11 protein-coding genes are annotated in these 16460 nt (G+C 28.3%); 3 read left to right on the top strand and 8 right to left on the bottom strand.

The annotated features are described in order from the left end of the window. Positions 1-192: 192 nt before the first annotated feature. Positions 193-1857, top strand: a complete 1665-nt coding sequence (locus ACRCYC_RS14440; RefSeq protein WP_438619836.1) for a glutamine--tRNA ligase/YqeY domain fusion protein — start codon at positions 193-195, stop codon at positions 1855-1857. Positions 1858-2010: 153 nt separating this feature from the next. Here the strand turns inward: ACRCYC_RS14440 and uvsE are convergent, their stop codons facing one another. The 6 genes from uvsE to ACRCYC_RS14410 form a co-directional block, all read right to left on the bottom strand. Then, on the bottom strand, positions 2011-2970 hold the full coding sequence (gene uvsE, locus ACRCYC_RS14435) for a UV DNA damage repair endonuclease UvsE (RefSeq protein ID WP_438619835.1): 960 nt from the start codon (positions 2968-2970) through the stop codon (positions 2011-2013). Between the two features lie 159 nt (positions 2971-3129). Beyond that, complete coding sequence (locus ACRCYC_RS14430) at positions 3130-4680, bottom strand: nitrite/sulfite reductase (RefSeq protein WP_438619834.1); 1551 nt, start codon at positions 4678-4680, stop codon at positions 3130-3132. A 197-nt stretch (positions 4681-4877) separates the two neighbouring features. Next, positions 4878-6380, bottom strand: a complete 1503-nt coding sequence (gene panF, locus ACRCYC_RS14425; RefSeq protein WP_438619833.1) for a sodium/pantothenate symporter — start codon at positions 6378-6380, stop codon at positions 4878-4880. Then, complete coding sequence (locus tag ACRCYC_RS14420) at positions 6380-6694, bottom strand: YhdT family protein (RefSeq protein WP_438619832.1); 315 nt, start codon at positions 6692-6694, stop codon at positions 6380-6382. The genes panF and ACRCYC_RS14420 overlap by 1 nt, the downstream gene beginning before the upstream one ends. Positions 6695-6899: 205 nt before the next feature. Continuing rightward, positions 6900-7841: a 4Fe-4S binding protein gene (locus ACRCYC_RS14415; protein WP_438619831.1), complete on the bottom strand. Its 942-nt coding sequence runs from the start codon at positions 7839-7841 to the stop codon at positions 6900-6902. 1 nt (position 7842) lies between these two features. Next, the gene (locus tag ACRCYC_RS14410; protein ID WP_438619830.1) at positions 7843-9483 is read right to left on the bottom strand and encodes an FAD-dependent oxidoreductase; all 1641 of its coding nucleotides are present in this window, start codon (positions 9481-9483) and stop codon (positions 7843-7845) included. Positions 9484-9641: 158 nt separating this feature from the next. On the opposite strand from ACRCYC_RS14410, the gene ACRCYC_RS14405 reads away from it, so the two are divergent. Beyond that, complete coding sequence (locus ACRCYC_RS14405; RefSeq protein ID WP_438619829.1) at positions 9642-10526, top strand: LysR family transcriptional regulator; 885 nt, start codon at positions 9642-9644, stop codon at positions 10524-10526. Positions 10527-10757: 231 nt separating this feature from the next. Continuing rightward, on the top strand, positions 10758-11807 hold the full coding sequence (locus ACRCYC_RS14400; RefSeq protein WP_438619828.1) for a YeiH family protein: 1050 nt from the start codon (positions 10758-10760) through the stop codon (positions 11805-11807). Between the two features lie 69 nt (positions 11808-11876). Here ACRCYC_RS14400 and ACRCYC_RS14395 read toward each other — a convergent pair whose 3' ends face one another. Both ACRCYC_RS14395 and ACRCYC_RS14390 read right to left on the bottom strand, forming a co-directional pair. Further along, the gene (locus ACRCYC_RS14395; RefSeq protein WP_438619827.1) at positions 11877-13004 is read right to left on the bottom strand and encodes an XRE family transcriptional regulator; all 1128 of its coding nucleotides are present in this window, start codon (positions 13002-13004) and stop codon (positions 11877-11879) included. 21 nt (positions 13005-13025) lie between these two features. Continuing rightward, positions 13026-16190, bottom strand: a complete 3165-nt coding sequence (locus tag ACRCYC_RS14390; protein ID WP_438619826.1) for an SNF2 helicase associated domain-containing protein — start codon at positions 16188-16190, stop codon at positions 13026-13028. Between the last annotated feature and the right edge of the window lie 270 nt (positions 16191-16460).

The following is a 16460-nucleotide window of genomic DNA, read 5'->3' as shown; positions in this document are numbered from 1 at the left end:
TAAATTTTGTATAATTTAAATTTAAAATCCACTTAATTTTAAGTAATGAAACCATTTTCTTTACATATTTTTCACTATAAATGTAATAAATTAACTCCTAGTCCTTTATTTTTTTTCCAATTTGAATTAAAATTATTAATAATAGTAATTATATAATAATAATACAAATTTAATAGATAAGAGGTAACGAATATGTCAAATGAAAATAAGTCATCAAACTTTATAAGAAACATAATAGTTAATGATTTAGAATCTAAAAAACATGATACTATCATAACTCGTTTCCCTCCTGAACCAAATGGATATTTACATATTGGTCACGCTAAATCTATATGCTTAAACTTTGGATTAGCTAAGGAGTTCAACGGAAACGTAAACTTAAGATTCGATGATACAAATCCTGTTAAGGAAGATGTAGAGTACGTAAACTCTATAAAAGAAGATGTTCAATGGTTAGGCTTTGATTGGACTAACTTATACTTTGCATCAAACTACTTTGAAGAAATGTATGAAAGAGCGATCCTTCTTATAAAAAAAGGGAAAGCTTTCGTATGCGACTTAGATGCAGAACAAATGAGAGCTTACAGAGGTTCTTTAACTGAACCTGGAAAAGAAAGTCCTTATAGAAACAGATCTGTAGAGGAAAATCTTGAATTATTTGAAAAAATGAAAAACGGAGAATTTAAAGACGGTGAAAAAGTTCTAAGAGCTAAAATAGATATGTCTTCTCCTAACATAAACTTAAGAGACCCTGCAATATACAGAATATCTCATTCACACCATCACAACACAGGTGATAAGTGGTGCATATATCCAATGTATGCTTTTGCTCATCCAATAGAAGATGCTATAGAAGGAATAACTCACTCTCTATGTTCATTAGAGTTCGAAGACCAAAGACCACTTTATGATTGGGTTGTATCTGAATGTGAAATGCCAAAAGTACCTCGTCAAATAGAGTTTGCTAGACTTAACCTTACAAATACTGTTATGAGTAAGAGAAAACTTAAACAACTTGTTGATGAAGGTGTAACTGATGGATGGGATGATCCTCGTATGCCTACTATAGCAGGTCTTAGAAGAAGAGGTTATACTCCAGAAGCTATAAGAAACTTCTGTAATGAAATAGGTGTAGCTAAAGCTGATTCTACTGTTGATAGCCAAATGTTAGACTACTTTGTAAGAGAAGATTTACAACCTAAAGCTCCACTTGCTATGGGTGTTTTAAAACCTCTTAAATTAGTTATAACTAACTATCCAGAAGATCAAGTTGAAATGCTTGAAATAGAAAACAACGCTAAAGATGAAACTAAAGGAAAGAGATTAGTTCCATTCTCTAGAGAAATATATATAGAACAAGAAGACTTTATGATAGAACCAGTTAAGAAGTACTTCAGATTATTCCCTGGAAACGAAGTTAGATTAAAGGGTGCTTACTTTGTTAAGTGTAATGAGTTTATAACTGACGAAGATGGAAATGTAACTGAGATACATTGTACATATGATCCTGAAACTAAGAGTGGATCAGGATTTACTGGACGTAAAGTTAAGGCTACTATACACTGGGTAGACGCTACGTCTTGTGTACCTTGTGAATTTAGATTATTTGAACCATTAATATTAGATGATGCTCCTGAAAATGAAGGAAAGCACTTCTTAGAGCAAATAAACCCGGATTCATTAGAAATAGTTCAAGGTCTTGTTGAAAATACGGCAATAGAAAATGCTAAGCCTCAAGATAAGTTCCAATTCGTAAGACATGGATTCTTTAATGTAGATTCTAAATATTCTACTGATGAGAAATTAGTATTTAATAGAGTAGTTCCTCTAAAGAGTTCATTTAAACCTAAAAAGTAATTTAAATTAATAAAAGCTGTTTTAATATAGTAGGGTCGCTTAGTGTTAATATATAAGTTTTGCTCCAAAAGCTAAGAAAATTCTTTAAATGTGGCTAAAACTTATATATTAACACTAGCTACTTACCCTAGTTTTATTAAACAGCTTTTTTATTTATATTTCTATGGTTGTGTCGTCTATAAATTTTATTTCCTTGTCTAAGGCTTTTATATCCTCTACTAGTTGTTTTAATGCTAAATCCTTTTGCTTAGCTTCTATCATTATATCAAAGTCCTTATTTGCTACTTCTTTAGCTAAGTATATAAATGCTAAGAAGTCTTTTGCATTTATAAAGTCTGCATGCTTTCTATCTTTTTCAAATTCTCTCGGGCTTGAAAAATGTATTTTAGGTGGTAATTCTTCTTTATTCCAAGTTTTAAATACTTCTTTTAATATATCTTTTAAGTTTTCATTGTCATTTTTGCATATGTGGTGATGTACATCTAAAACCATAGGTAGTTTAGTTTGTGTGCATATACTAAGTACATCTTTTGCTGTAAATACTTTATCATCATTTTCTAAAATCAATTTACTTACAACTTCTTTTGGAAAGTATTTCAAATTATTTATAAATCTTTTAATACTATCTTCTTTTCCACCTTGTGAACTACCAATGTGTATTACCATTTTTCCATTTCTATAATTTATATCTTCAAATATCTGACTTTGAAATCTCAAGCTTTTTATAGTATTTTCTACAACATTTTCCTTTAAACTATTTATAACGTTAAATTGATCAGGGTGGGTATCTACTCTCATATTGCTTTTTCTTATTATATTTCCTATATACTCAAAATCTTTTTTAAAGTATTTTCTATAGTCAAATCCTACTTCTGGATGTGTTACTAACGGTATTAAATTAGAAGTTATTCTATAAAAATGAATATTATTTTCTATATTATAATTAAGTATTTTTTCTAAATCTTCTATATTAGATCTAGTAACATCTTTTAATTTATTTATTCTTTCTAATTCTGTATTCATCTTAGAGTATCTAGCGTAAGTTAGTGTACTTGATGAAGTTACTTTAGGTAAATTTAAAGCTATTGCTACATATCCTAGTCTAACTTTCATATATATCTCCTTTTAGCATTATTTATAAATTTAGTTTATACTTTATCTTTTATAATATTCTTTTAGTTTTTATGAAAAACTTTTCAAACAAAAACACCTCAAAATAGCAGTTAGAATACATTTATTCTAACTGCTATTTTGAGGTGTTCTTTATTTGTATTATACTAAGTATTTACTTACTATATGGTTTAATTCATCTTCTTTTTGAACTATATATTCATAAAATTCTAAGTCACTATTATCCATATCACAAGCTATGTCGTATAAGAAACTTGGTGCATCTTTTCTTAATATATCACCATATATTTTTCCTAATTTAGTTTCTACTTCACTTACAAATCCACCCATGTGAAGTTCGAATGCATCTTCAGTTTTGTCATTAACTCTTTTTTTCTTACCTGCAAAACCTATAGGTGCAACTTGATGAGTTGAACAAGAGTTAGTACATCCTGATATATGGATTCTTGGTAAACTATCACTTGTATAGTTTTTATCTTGTAAAAAGGCTATTATCTCTTTTAATGTTTCTTGACTCTCAGCTATACCCATTTGACAAATAGGCACACCTATACAAGCTGTACTTTGCTCTATTTTATATTTACCAGTTACATCTTCAGTTACTGCTAAAACACTCTTAGCTTCTTCTCCATTTAAGTTTCTTATATATAAACCTTCACTCATAGCAAGTCTAATTTCTACATCTTCTATATCTTTTACAGTATCTATAATTTTGTCTAAATCAGATATCTTTAATTGTCCATTTACTGGATGTACATAAACAGCGTATAAACCATCTTGTTTTTGCTTAACTAAACGATTATCTTCTATGTTTATTTCTATTCCTTTTTTGTCGTATACTTTTGAAGTTAAATCTACATCTAAATTACCTTTTTCTTTAACTTCTTTTAAATGTTTTTTATAACATTGTATTAGTGCTTCTTCTCCCATTTCCATAAGTATGTATCTTGTACGAGCTTTATTTTTGTTTTCGTAGTTACCTTTTTCTATAAATAAATTAGTCATAGCTTCTACATGATATAATATATCCTTTGGCTCTACTAATTCATCAAATGGTGCCCCTTTTATAGGGTTTTTACCCATTCCACCTGCTATAAATACTTTGAAGTATTCTTTACCATCTTGTTTAACCGCTAAGAATCCTAAATCGTTTATAGTAGCATTAGCTGCGTCTTTAGGTGAACTTGAGAAAGATACTTTTAATTTTCTTGGTAATTTATAAGTAGTTATTTTACTCATAAAATGTTCATTTACTTTCGTTGCATAAGGTGTTACATCAAATGCTTCTTCTGGATCTACACCAGATAAAGGTGATATTGCAACGTTTCTTGGGAAGTTGCCACCTCCACCTCTTGTGTACATATCTTTATGTATACCTTCCTCCATAATGTCACAAACTTCATCTATAGTTAATCCATGAAGCTGTATTGCTTGACGAGTTGTTAAATGTATTTGCTCTAAATTATATTTATGTGAAAAATATTGAACTAATTTTAATTGATCAAAATTTAAAATTCCTGACGCAACTCTAAGTCTTATCATAAAGCTTTGCCCATCACGCTGTGCATAAACTCCCATTCCTCCAGATGCATGTTTAAAATCCATCTTTGACATTTCTTTTTCTAAGAATTTATGTCCTTTTTCTCTAAATTCTGGTATCTCATTTAATAATAATTGTTTATAATTTTCCATATTGTCTCCTCTTTCAATGACATATAACGTCTTTTGTATTATGATCTTATTTTATGCCATTTTTCTACAAATTAAAAATTGATTCTTTCTATCATAACCATTAATATTTTCAATGGTTGATTTATTTATACACTATATATAAAATAAAAATCATTTTTTAAATAAAAAAGCTACCCTATAATAGGATAGCTTTCAGTTTACTTTTTATAAATGCCCCAAAAAGTTTCTATGGTTTCTTTAGTAGGTGGTTTCGTAAGTTTGGATACTAAAACAAAAGCACCTAATGATATTAATAGCGGAAGTACAATAGTATGCATTCCCAAGGGTCTTACCCATACATAACTAAATAAAACATATGTACCTATACCACTTATTATAGAAGCTAATGCCCCACCTGCATTTGCTTTTTTCCAATATAGCCCAAGAACTATTGGCCATAAAAATGTAGATATTATCCCTGCATTTGCATATAAATTTAACCATACTATTAAATCAGGTGGCTTTATAGCTACTATATATATAATTATCCCCAGTGTAGAAGTTACTAATAAACTTATAGTTCCTGTTTTTTTCGCATCATTTTTTATCTTAGGATTTATATAATTAGTATATATATCATTAACTATAGCACCAGAGGCAACTAATAACTGAGAGTCCACTGTAGACATTATAGAAGCTAATGGGCCTGCTAGTAATATCCCTGCTATTATTGGTGGAAATAATTGTGTTGTTATAGTTGGTATAACTAGGTCTCCTGATTCTATTCCCGTAACTAATGTACTTGAAAAAGCTCCAACTAAATGCATTCCAAGTAATAAAACCATAGATACTATAGTTCCATATTTTATCCCATTATGTAAACTTTTAGTGTCTTTGTAGCTCATTGCCCTTTGTGATACAGATGGAATCCCGACTACTGCAAATCCAACTAAAATCCAAAATGAAGTTACCCAAGCTATACTCATATTTCCTGGTGTTACCCCAAATGGAGTTATAAGACCTTCATTTATACTTTGCATGTTACTTATAATATTTGATACTCCACCCCCAGCTATTACTGTTCCTACAAATATAGCAATAGTAGCTATTGTCATTATAATACCTTGCACTGCATCTGATAGTGTTACTGCTCTAAATCCTCCTATAACAGTATGAACTATAACTGTTAATCCAAAAGCTGTAAGTGCTATCTTATAATCAATACCTACAGCTCCTTGTAAAAGTCTAGCTGCTCCTACCCACTGTGCAGCCATTGCAGCTATAAAAAATATAACTATAGATACAGATGTTAGTATAACTACTGCATCTGATTTATATCTTGCTCTTAAAAAATCTGTTATTGTTACTGCATTTATTTTTCTAGCTATTATAGCAAACTTTTTACCAAGTACAGCAAGCGTAAAGTATCCTGTTGGCATTTGAGCCATAGCTAAAAATACCCATCCTAAACCTTGAGTATATGCAGTTCCAGGTCCACCTATAAAACTTCCTGCACTCAGATATGTAGTCACTAAGGTCATAGCTAGTACAAATCCTCCTAGGTCTCTCCCACCTGTCATATATTCATCCATGAACCCCTTTTCCCCATTAGCTTTGTTTTTAGCTCTATTTACAAACTTCATTGAATAAAAACCTACGATAAATACTATTATAAAGTATATTAAAATAGGTAATAAAACTTGATAATTTATGGATTTCATTACTTATATTCCTTTCTATATGCTTTTACTTCGTCTTCATCTAGAGCATCTAGAGACATATTCTTAAAAAATTTATTTATCATAATAACAGTTAAGATTGAAAACAACACGCCTCCAACTATACAGCTCATAAAAAACCATGATGGAAATCCAAACATATAAGAATATTCTTCAACTGGTTTTGATCCCAGTCCATAACCAAATCCAAACCACCATATTAAGTTCACTATACCTAATATTAGACCCATTTTTGCTTCTTTATTACATTGTTTATATCTAGGATCTTCTTCAAATTCCTTCTCATTTTCTTTCATGAAAAGCATCTCCTTCGCTAATATTTCCTTAATATAATATATCCAAAATAAACTTTTCCTATTTTAGAAAATAATTTAAGTATACAATATACATTAAAAATATACATTATCCTAGCAAATATGTCCATAAATAATAGAAATTTTTCTTTTCTCACTAAAAAAACTTGCAAAGAATTTACTTTGCAAGTTTTTTATTAACAAATAATTAGCAAGTAGCCCCACCTACACCATGAAGATCTGCTTCTAATATCTCATCTTTTCTATCTAATATTTCATTTTCTAAAACTTGAGTTTCCATATTTTCAATACCAATTCTATCTATCATATTTCCAAAACGCTCCCCAGTTTTACCTTGTTCTCTATATACAAGTATAGATTTTTCTAATATACTCATCATTTCTTCTTCACTGTATATTCCAGTTATTGGAGTACCCGGTCTTGATGTTTTCCCCCACTTACCACCTAAGTATATTTTAAGTCCTTTTTTACCTTCTTCTATAGCATCAAAGTGACACTTACCTATACATAATCCACAGTTATTACATTTTTCTCTATCTATTTTAGCTTTTCCATCAACCATTGATATTGCACCTATCTTGCAAGTATCTTTAGGCCCGCATTTTTTACATCCTGAACACATGTCTTCATCAAAATCTGGAACAAATTGCCCTATTACTCCAAAATCATTTAAACTAGGTTTTATACAGTTATTTGGACATCCACCTATACCTATTTTAAACTTATGTGGTAATTTTACATCATACCACTTTTCATAGAATTCTTTGTGTAATGTAGTTCCTATAGCTTGTGTATCACACAAACCAAATGTACATACAGTTCCTTTGCATGGAACTATAGGTCTAACCCTAGAACCAGTTCCTCCAGATACTAAGTTATCTTTCTTTAAATATTCTTTTGTGTTTTCTATATCTTCATACTTTATACCAGGTATTTCTAAAGTTAATCTTGATGTTAATGATATATCCCCATTACCATATTTTTTTGCTATTCCAGCTACATTTATTAACTGATCCGCAGTTATAGCTCCATTTTCAGTTATAACTCTGCAAGAAAAATGTTTCCCATCATTATTTGATAAAAACCCTTGCCCCTTAACTGCTTTTCTCATTTCTTCTGTTAATTTCATATTAATTTACCCCCATCTCAATATTTATTTCTTTATTTAAAGCTAATCCACCTTCTAATATTTGTACATCTTTATATCCAAAGTGTTTCATTCTATTGTATGCCAAATATGCTCTCTTCCCTCTAGCACATACTAATAATATCTTATCTTCTATTTCAAACCCTTCTATTTTGCCATTAAGTGTTGCTAAATCTATATACGGTATACCCTCTAATTGAGGTTTTTTGTTTACATCTGCTAATTTATAACTTTCTTGATTTTCCATAAACTCCTTAAATCCAATTACATTTACATCTCCATCTATCTTGTTTAAAAGTACATTTGCAGCATGCCCTAATGGATGTATAGCTGTTGAAAATGGTGGAGCATAAGCTAAGTCTAGATTTTGTAAATCAGCTATTGTTGCATTAAACGTTAAAGCCGTTGCAACTATATCTATTTGCTTGTCTACATTCCCTTCTCCAAATACTTGAGCTCCTAGTACCTTTTTAGTATTTTTATCTGCTATAAGTTTTATAATTATCATCTTAGAATCAGGATAATAATGTGCTTTATCATCTACTGGAACTATTACACTTTCAACTTCATATCCAGCATTTATAGCATCCTTTTCTGTTAAACCAGTTCTTGCTGCATTTAAATTCAATAATTTAACTATTCCAGTTCCTAAAACTCCTTCAAATGGTGTTTTTTCTCCTCCCAGAGTTTTAGCTAAACATCTACCTTCTTTATTTGCAGAAGATCCCATTGGAGACCATGCAGATTTTTTGCTTAATATATTTTTAACTGTTATACAGTCTCCAACTGCAAATATATCTTCATCATTTGTTTGCATATATTCATTAACTTTTATAGTTTTATTTGGTTCAAGGTCTAAACCACAGTCACTTGCTATTTTAGTATTAGCTCTTATCCCCACAGCCATTACTATCATATCTGCTTTCATAGCTCTTTTATCTGTTCTTATTTTAGTTACCTTGCCATCACCTTCAATAGAGTTTAATCGCTCTTTAGTTAAAACCATTATTCCATTTTCCATAAGCTCATCTTCAACATATGAACATACTTCATCATCAAATCCTGGCATTATATGGTCCATCGCTTCTACTAAAGTGGTTTTAACTCCCATTTCATGAAGATTTTCAGCAACTTCAAGTCCTATAAATCCTCCACCAACTACTACTGCTCTTTTTACATTTTTACTTTCTACAACTTCACGAACAGCTATAGCATCACCTGGTGTTCTCATATAATAAACACCTTCTAAATCTATTCCTTCAATAGGTGGTTTTACTGGATCTGCTCCTGTTGCTATAACTAATTTATCATAATTAAAACTTACATTTTCATTTTTTTGTAAGTCTATAGCTTTTACAATCTTGGCCTCTCTATCTATTTCTAGAGCTTCTATGTTAGTTTTAACTTCAACTTGTGTTAAATCAGAAAAGCTTTTAGGCGTATTTACTATTAAATCTGCTTTATTTTCTATAACACCACCGATATAGTATGGAAGTCCACATCCTGCATATGATATATTTTCTCCCTTAGTTATTAGTGTTACATTAAAATTTCTATTTTCACGCTTTAACTTTGCAGCTGTCTTAGTACCAGCAGCAACTCCCCCAATTACTAATACATCCATAGTACCCCTCCAAATTTATATTAATTATATTTTTAACAAATTCTTCTTTAAGTAAAGTGTAACAACTGAGTACTATAATGTAAAATTATAAAAATTTATTGATTTATAATTTAAACTTATAGTACACTTTACTTATCAAAAGCGTATTGGGGGATACTATGATAGATTTCAGATTAAAAACATTTATAGACTTATGTGAAACTAAAAGTTATACAAAAACTGCAAAAAGATTGTGCGTTACTCAACCCGCAGTTAGTCAGCATATCAAATACATTGAAGCTCAATATGACATTAAACTATTTAACTACACAGGGAAAACATTATCACTAACTCGAACTGGACAGGACTTTTTAAATAATGTTTTAAAGTTAAAAACTATGTCACTATCTATCGAAAATAATATAAAAAATTCAACTTGTACTACAAGATCTCTTTCCTTTGGAGCTACTCGTAGTATAGGTGAGTTTGTAATGCCTGATATAATTAAAACTTATCTAAGGGAATGCCCAAACTCAAATTTATCTATGATAATCGATAATACAACAGTTCTTCTAGATCTGTTAAAAAAAGGCGCTCTAGAGTTTTGTTTTATAGAGGGCCATTTTAATAAAGCTGATTATGAAACAAATTTACTTAGTTATGAAGATTTTGTTTTTATTGCTTCACCCGACAATCCACTTTCTAGTAAATCTAATTTGTCTGTGGAAGACTTATTTAGCCAAAATTTAATTCTTCGCGAAAAGGGCTCTGGAAGCAGAGATATATTTGAGATGTGGCTTTATGAAAGAAATTATTCAGCAAAGAATTTTTCTACTCTTCTTCAAGTTGGAAATATTAATTTAATAAAGGATTTAGTTAAAAATAACTTTGGTATTTCAATAATTTATAAAGTTGCTGTGATTGATGAATTAAATAAAAATGAATTATCAGTTTTAGATGTTAAATCTCTAAACCTATCCCATGAATTTAACTTTATATTTTTAAAAGATTCAATATTCGCTTCGGATTACATAGATTTTTATAATAAAATAAATAGCTTCTAAAATTAAGTTTTATTTACATTATGAATTTTAATATCAAAATACTTTTAAAATGGCTTCTTTACTAAACTTTTAGTATTTTACTTTTTTAAATTTCAAAAATTAAATTTTTTAAAAATTAAAAAAGTTGTTGTGAAAACTTTTTCCTCAGTGCTATAATTCAAATCAAGAACTAGATAAATATTTAACTAACAATATTTAACTTATATTTATCTTTCAAAGGGGGAAATTTTTATGTCGGCAGGTATGTTAATAGGTTTAGGAGTTTGTGTAATTTTAGCTGGTATTTCTACATTTTTCGGTGATCTTCAGCATATAGTTGGAGCTCCTATGATAGGTTTATTTCTTGGTGCTTTATTTGGAAATATAAAACCAGCTAAAGGTGATTATAAAAAGGGAACTACATATGCAGCAAAAAAACTTTTAAAATTTGGTATTATTTTAGCAGGCGCTACACTTAACTTTAACGCGATAATTCAAACAGGTGGGAATGCTCTTCCACTTATCATTACAAATATATGTATGTCTTTTGCAACTGCATTACTTGTTGGTAAAATGCTTGGAGTTTCAATAAATACAAGAAGATTAGTTGGTTCTGGTACTGCTATATGTGGTGGTACTGCTATAGCTACGGTTAGTCCAATAATAAATGCAAATGATGATGAAATGGCTTATGCTTTAACTGCGATATTCTTATTTGATGTATTTGCAGCACTTGCATTTCCATTTATAGCTCAAGGTTTAAATTTATCACCAGATCAATTTGGTTTACTTGCAGGAACTGCAATAAGTGATACTTCTAGTGTTGTTGCAGCAGGAGATACTTTTGCTAAGATTACGGGAATCGCTTCAGCAGCTGAACTTCCAGTTATAGTTAAGCTTACTCGTACAACATTCTTAGTTGTTGTAGCTGTTGTATTCACTTTCGTTATGGTTAATGAAAAAAGAAAAGAAGCTCAACTTGCAAATGTAAATGGAGGAAGTGGTTCAAGTAGTGAACCTGAAAAGTCTTTCGGTAAAATAGTTATGGATGTTTTCCCTTGGTTTATATTAGGATTTTTAGGTATGGCAATCTTAAATACATTTGGAGTTTTTCCAGAATCTATGTCTCCATTTTTCAAAAAAGGTTATAAGTTCTTAGTAACTACAGCTTTAGTTGGTGTTGGTTATAAGATAAATATAAAAGACTTATTTACAAAAGGTGTAAAACCTATGATTTTAGGAGGTATAACTTGGGCTGTTGTTGCAATAGTTGCAATGAGTTATGTACTTATATTTATGTAAATAATTTAAAACATATATTAAAAGGGATGACTTAGTCATCCCTTTTTGTTTATTAAATAATATTAGAATTTATTTTTTAAAGTTAACTTTTCTTACATTATCTTTACTAGATTTATTTATATTTTTAGATATTGTTCCTTCTTTTAAGCCTAGTAACTCTTCTACATCATTTGCATATATACTTAGTCCATAATTTGATAAATTATTCATAAATAAACCTTCATTCATCATTTTATTTTCTATTATCATATCATAACCTTTTTTAAGTAATATAGGCTGAGTAGATTTTATATTGTCATCTAATGGTTCTTTTTTACCCCATCCATTTTTATCTAATTCATTCATTAAGTACATATATTTTTTATAACTTACTTTACCTAACTGGTATCCTCTAAGTATCATGGCCCATATAGGTACTATCCATTTTTTCTTTAGTTCTATATAATCTTCTAGTTCATATACACCATCTAAATCAGCTATAAAGCTTTCCTTTGGCATTAAGAATGCACATGCAAATTCATCTTTTGAAAACTTTTTAGATTGTATATTTGCTTCAATTGATATTATATAAGCTAATTCATAAGCTAAATCATAATTTCTTATAGGAGCTGATTTTCTGTCATTTCCTAAAGATACAAAGTATCTTGGAATTTTATCTATACTTTGTTTTTGAGTAAATGCTAAAGCTCCTTTTTTATCTATATTTGTAGCTGATATAAATATACCATTTACTTCAAGAAGACTAACCATGTTTCCTATTGGTCCATCACCTAATTCAAAATGATTTCTTACTTGCTCTGCTAATATTTCTATATCGTCATTTCTATTTAACCCTTCTGGTAAATTCATTTCTGGGAATTTTATATATCCTTGTACAAATGCTAATAATCTATGAGTCATAACTAATTTTTCTTTAAATGCTATATCATCAACTCTAGGTAATGTAGATTCCGTTCTTATATGTGCATTTTCAACTACTACATTTACAGCATCTTTTTCACTGAAATAATCTTTTGGGAAGTTTAGTGCATTAGCCATTTTCATTTCATTTTCTAATGTTGGCTTATATTTATCACCTTCAAAAGCTAATATATCCTTTTTATTTATTTTAGTTTCGTTAGCTAAAACATCTACAGTTTTACCTCTATATACTCTCGCATTTCTTAATTTTTTTCCACTAAATATATTTTTACTCATATGTTTTCTACCTTTCATTATTTATGTCAATAAATCTAATATTTCATCATTAGATAGATTTTTTAATACACTTGAATCTGATAATTCATTACTTATTATATCATCAATCAATTTACTTTTATTTTCTTGAAGCTTTACAATTTTTTCTTCTATAGTACCTTTAGCTATAAGTTTTATAACTTCTACAACTTCTTGTTGTCCTAGTCTATGAGCTCTATCACTTGCTTGATTTTCAACAGATATATTCCACCATGGATCAAAGTGAATCACTGTGTTTGCAGAGGTTAGATTAAGTCCAGTACCTCCTGCTTTTAAAGATATTAAAAATACTTTTTTATTAGGATTTCCATTAAATTCATCAACTAATTTAATTCTATCTATAGCTTTAGTTTGTCCATCTAAATAATTATAATCTATTTTTTCTTTATCAAGTATAGCACCTATATTCTGTAGTACACTTGTAAATTGTGAAAATACTAATATTTTATTATTATTTTCTATTGAATCTTTTAATATTTCTACACAAGCATTTATCTTTGAACTTTTTCCTTTGTAGTCAGTTACTATTAAGCTTGGATCTAGACACAATTGTCTAAGCTTTGTTAGATATGAAAGTACTGTTATTTTATCATTGCTTTCATATTTATCTTGTAATTTTCTTTGTATTTCATCTACATAAGTTTTATATATTTTTCGTTGTTCTTTACTCAATTCTACTAAAAACTTCTTCTCTATTTTATCAGGCAATTCTTTTATAACCTGTTTTTTAGTTCGTCTTAATAAAAATGGTTTTATAAGTTTTTTTAGTCTTATCATATTGCTTTCATCTCGAATAAATATAGCATTAAACTTACTTACATTATATAAATATCCAGGCATTATAAAATCAAAAATTGACCAAAGCTCCAATAAATTATTTTCTATAGGAGTACCCGTAAGTGCAAATTTGCTTTTAGCTTTTATTCCCTTAACTGCATCTGTAGCCATAGATGTTGGATTTTTAATATTTTGAGCTTCATCTATAATACAATAATCAAAATTTATTTCTTCATACTTATCACAATCATTTCTTAAAGATCCGTATGTAGTTAGTAAAACATCTATATCATCAAGGTTATTTATCACATTTTCTCTTTCTTTTTTAGTACCGTGTACTATTCCTATTTTTAAACTTGGTGCAAAGTTTTCAAACTCACTTTTCCAGTTATGTATAAGAGATGTAGGAGTTATAACTATACTCTTATTTCCTTTTTTAGACAATAGGAAAGTTATAGTTTGAAGTGTTTTACCTAGCCCCATCTCATCGGCTAATATTCCTCCAAATCCATAATAATCAAGTGTTTTAAACCACTTAAAACCTTCTAATTGGTAATCTCTAAGATTTGCATTTAAGCCATTTGGTATTTCAAAATCTATATTATTAATATTTTCAAACTTATCTACAATACGCTTAGTATTTTCTATACCTTCAATGTATGGAAGTTTCTTTTCTGTAATTATATCATTTATATACATTGCTTTACTTTCATGTATATTCATTTCTTTTACACTACTAGTAAATCCTAAACTTTCCATAAGTTTAAAAATTTCTTTAGTTTCATCTTCTTCTAGATTTATAAAGTTTCCATTTTTCAATTTATAAAATCTTTTATTAGCTTTAAAAGATTTTAGTATTTCTTTATATTCCTTATTATCTACTTCATCTATATTAAACTTAAATTCTAAATAGTGATTAATTTCTTCTCCTAGTCCAACTTTTATATTAGTTGAATTATATACTTTTCTTTCTTTGAATTTATCTGAATAATAAACTTCTCCTATATTTTTAAGTCGATTAATTTCTTTAGTTAAAAAATCATATAACTGAGAATCATCACCTTTAAATACATACTTTCCTTTATCTTTTTCAAAATAATATGTGTATAACCTATATATAGATTCTTCTTCTTTTTCAACATCTCTAATAACAAACTTGCCATCTTCTTGTCCATCATATTGCATTTTAACGTCACAAATTATTTTTGAATCTTCTAAATCAAAATAATACTTAATAATTAAGTCTTTAGTTATATTATTAGTTATACTATCGTCTATATTAACACTACTAGATATTTCTTTAAGCTTTGGAATTAAATTTGTTAAACACTCACTTATTTCTTCACTTTCAAATTCTATAGATTCATACTCTTTTAATACTTCATATAGCTTTTTATAGTAAATTCCATCTATATCTGAAAGTAAATATACATTACCTTCATAAAAAACTACATCACCTTTAGTTGATAAAGGTATTGGCAAATTTTTATTATTTGAAATTACTATTTTTTCATTTACTTTTTTAATATCTACATTTATGGGAATATTGCCTTCTATTATTTGTGGTTTATAGCTTTTTCTTTCATAATTAAAAGTAAATTCTTTATATTTTAAAGTCTTAATTAATCGCTTAAGTAAGCTAGAATTTAATATCATATATCTATTTTTTCTTGCATTTATATTATCAAATAAACTTAGCCCATAATCTTCTATAAACTGAGCTAAATTTTCATCATCTTCAAAACAACTACTTTTAGGATCATACATAAAGTTTCTGCCATAGACTATGCTACTTCCTTCTACTCTAGCAGTTGCAAATTGTTTAAAATCCTTTAGTGCATACATTTTATCATTACCTATTTTAAATTCTACTTCTAAAGTATCATTTAAATAACTTGTTATTTCAACTTCTAAATTAACTTTTTCTTTTGGAATAACTTTAAAGTAATTAAGTAAATCCTTATTTATAAATCTTGTATTTACCTTAGGTTTAGTTTTTTCTTTTATACCCAGTGTTTTTAATTTTAAGTTGTCTATTGCACTTAACTTTAAACCATTTATTTCTTTTAAAGCAATAGATGCTATATGTTTACAAACAAAATTATTATCTAATGTTGTGTTTTGATTAAAGTCTTCACAAGTACAACCACTACTAATTATATATTTATTATCTAAATCTAATATTAAAAAACAATCATATATTTCTCTTTGATTTTTAGATACTACACTTCCATAAAAACTTATTTTGTCATCTTCTTTAGAATAATTACTTTCCTCAATGTATCCTTCTTTATAATAATTTCTTCCTCGATCTAGTCTATATTTGTCAGTATTTTGCGATAATACTTCATTTACTATTTTAAAATCCATCTACTCACCTAATTTCTTTTTAAGTCGTAATCTCTATTATATAATTTTTAAGAAAAATAATAAAGACTATAGTTTAAAATAATAAACTATAGTCTTTGACTTGTGATTTTAATTTATTTATTTTTATATTCTAATCCCCAACTTATAATATTTTTAACTATACCACCTATAATAAATATAACCCATGATATCTCCCAATTGTTATAAGTAAAACTTACTATAAAATAAATTACTAAGACTAATGAATTTACTATTGATTGTACTCTTCTT

The organism is Paraclostridium sp., assembly GCF_051657365.1.
GTDB lineage: Bacteria > Bacillota > Clostridia > Peptostreptococcales > Peptostreptococcaceae > Paraclostridium.
Note: the sequence above shows the minus strand (reverse complement) of the source record. Positions and strands in the feature narration are given on the sequence as shown.

Excerpts from the sequence above, each read along its gene's own strand:
- ACRCYC_RS14440 (WP_438619836.1), top strand. The coding sequence starts at position 193 with ATGTCAAATGAAAATAAGTCATCAAACTTTATAAGAAACATAATAGTT.
- uvsE (WP_438619835.1), bottom strand. The coding sequence starts at position 2,970 with ATGAAAGTTAGACTAGGATATGTAGCAATAGCTTTAAATTTACCTAAA.
- ACRCYC_RS14430 (WP_438619834.1), bottom strand. The coding sequence starts at position 4,680 with ATGGAAAATTATAAACAATTATTATTAAATGAGATACCAGAATTTAGA.
- panF (WP_438619833.1), bottom strand. The coding sequence starts at position 6,380 with ATGAAATCCATAAATTATCAAGTTTTATTACCTATTTTAATATACTTT.
- ACRCYC_RS14420 (WP_438619832.1), bottom strand. The coding sequence starts at position 6,694 with ATGAAAGAAAATGAGAAGGAATTTGAAGAAGATCCTAGATATAAACAA.
- ACRCYC_RS14415 (WP_438619831.1), bottom strand. The coding sequence starts at position 7,841 with ATGAAATTAACAGAAGAAATGAGAAAAGCAGTTAAGGGGCAAGGGTTT.
- ACRCYC_RS14410 (WP_438619830.1), bottom strand. The coding sequence starts at position 9,483 with ATGGATGTATTAGTAATTGGGGGAGTTGCTGCTGGTACTAAGACAGCT.
- ACRCYC_RS14405 (WP_438619829.1), top strand. The coding sequence starts at position 9,642 with ATGATAGATTTCAGATTAAAAACATTTATAGACTTATGTGAAACTAAA.
- ACRCYC_RS14400 (WP_438619828.1), top strand. The coding sequence starts at position 10,758 with ATGTCGGCAGGTATGTTAATAGGTTTAGGAGTTTGTGTAATTTTAGCT.
- ACRCYC_RS14395 (WP_438619827.1), bottom strand. The coding sequence starts at position 13,004 with ATGAGTAAAAATATATTTAGTGGAAAAAAATTAAGAAATGCGAGAGTA.
- ACRCYC_RS14390 (WP_438619826.1), bottom strand. The coding sequence starts at position 16,190 with ATGGATTTTAAAATAGTAAATGAAGTATTATCGCAAAATACTGACAAA.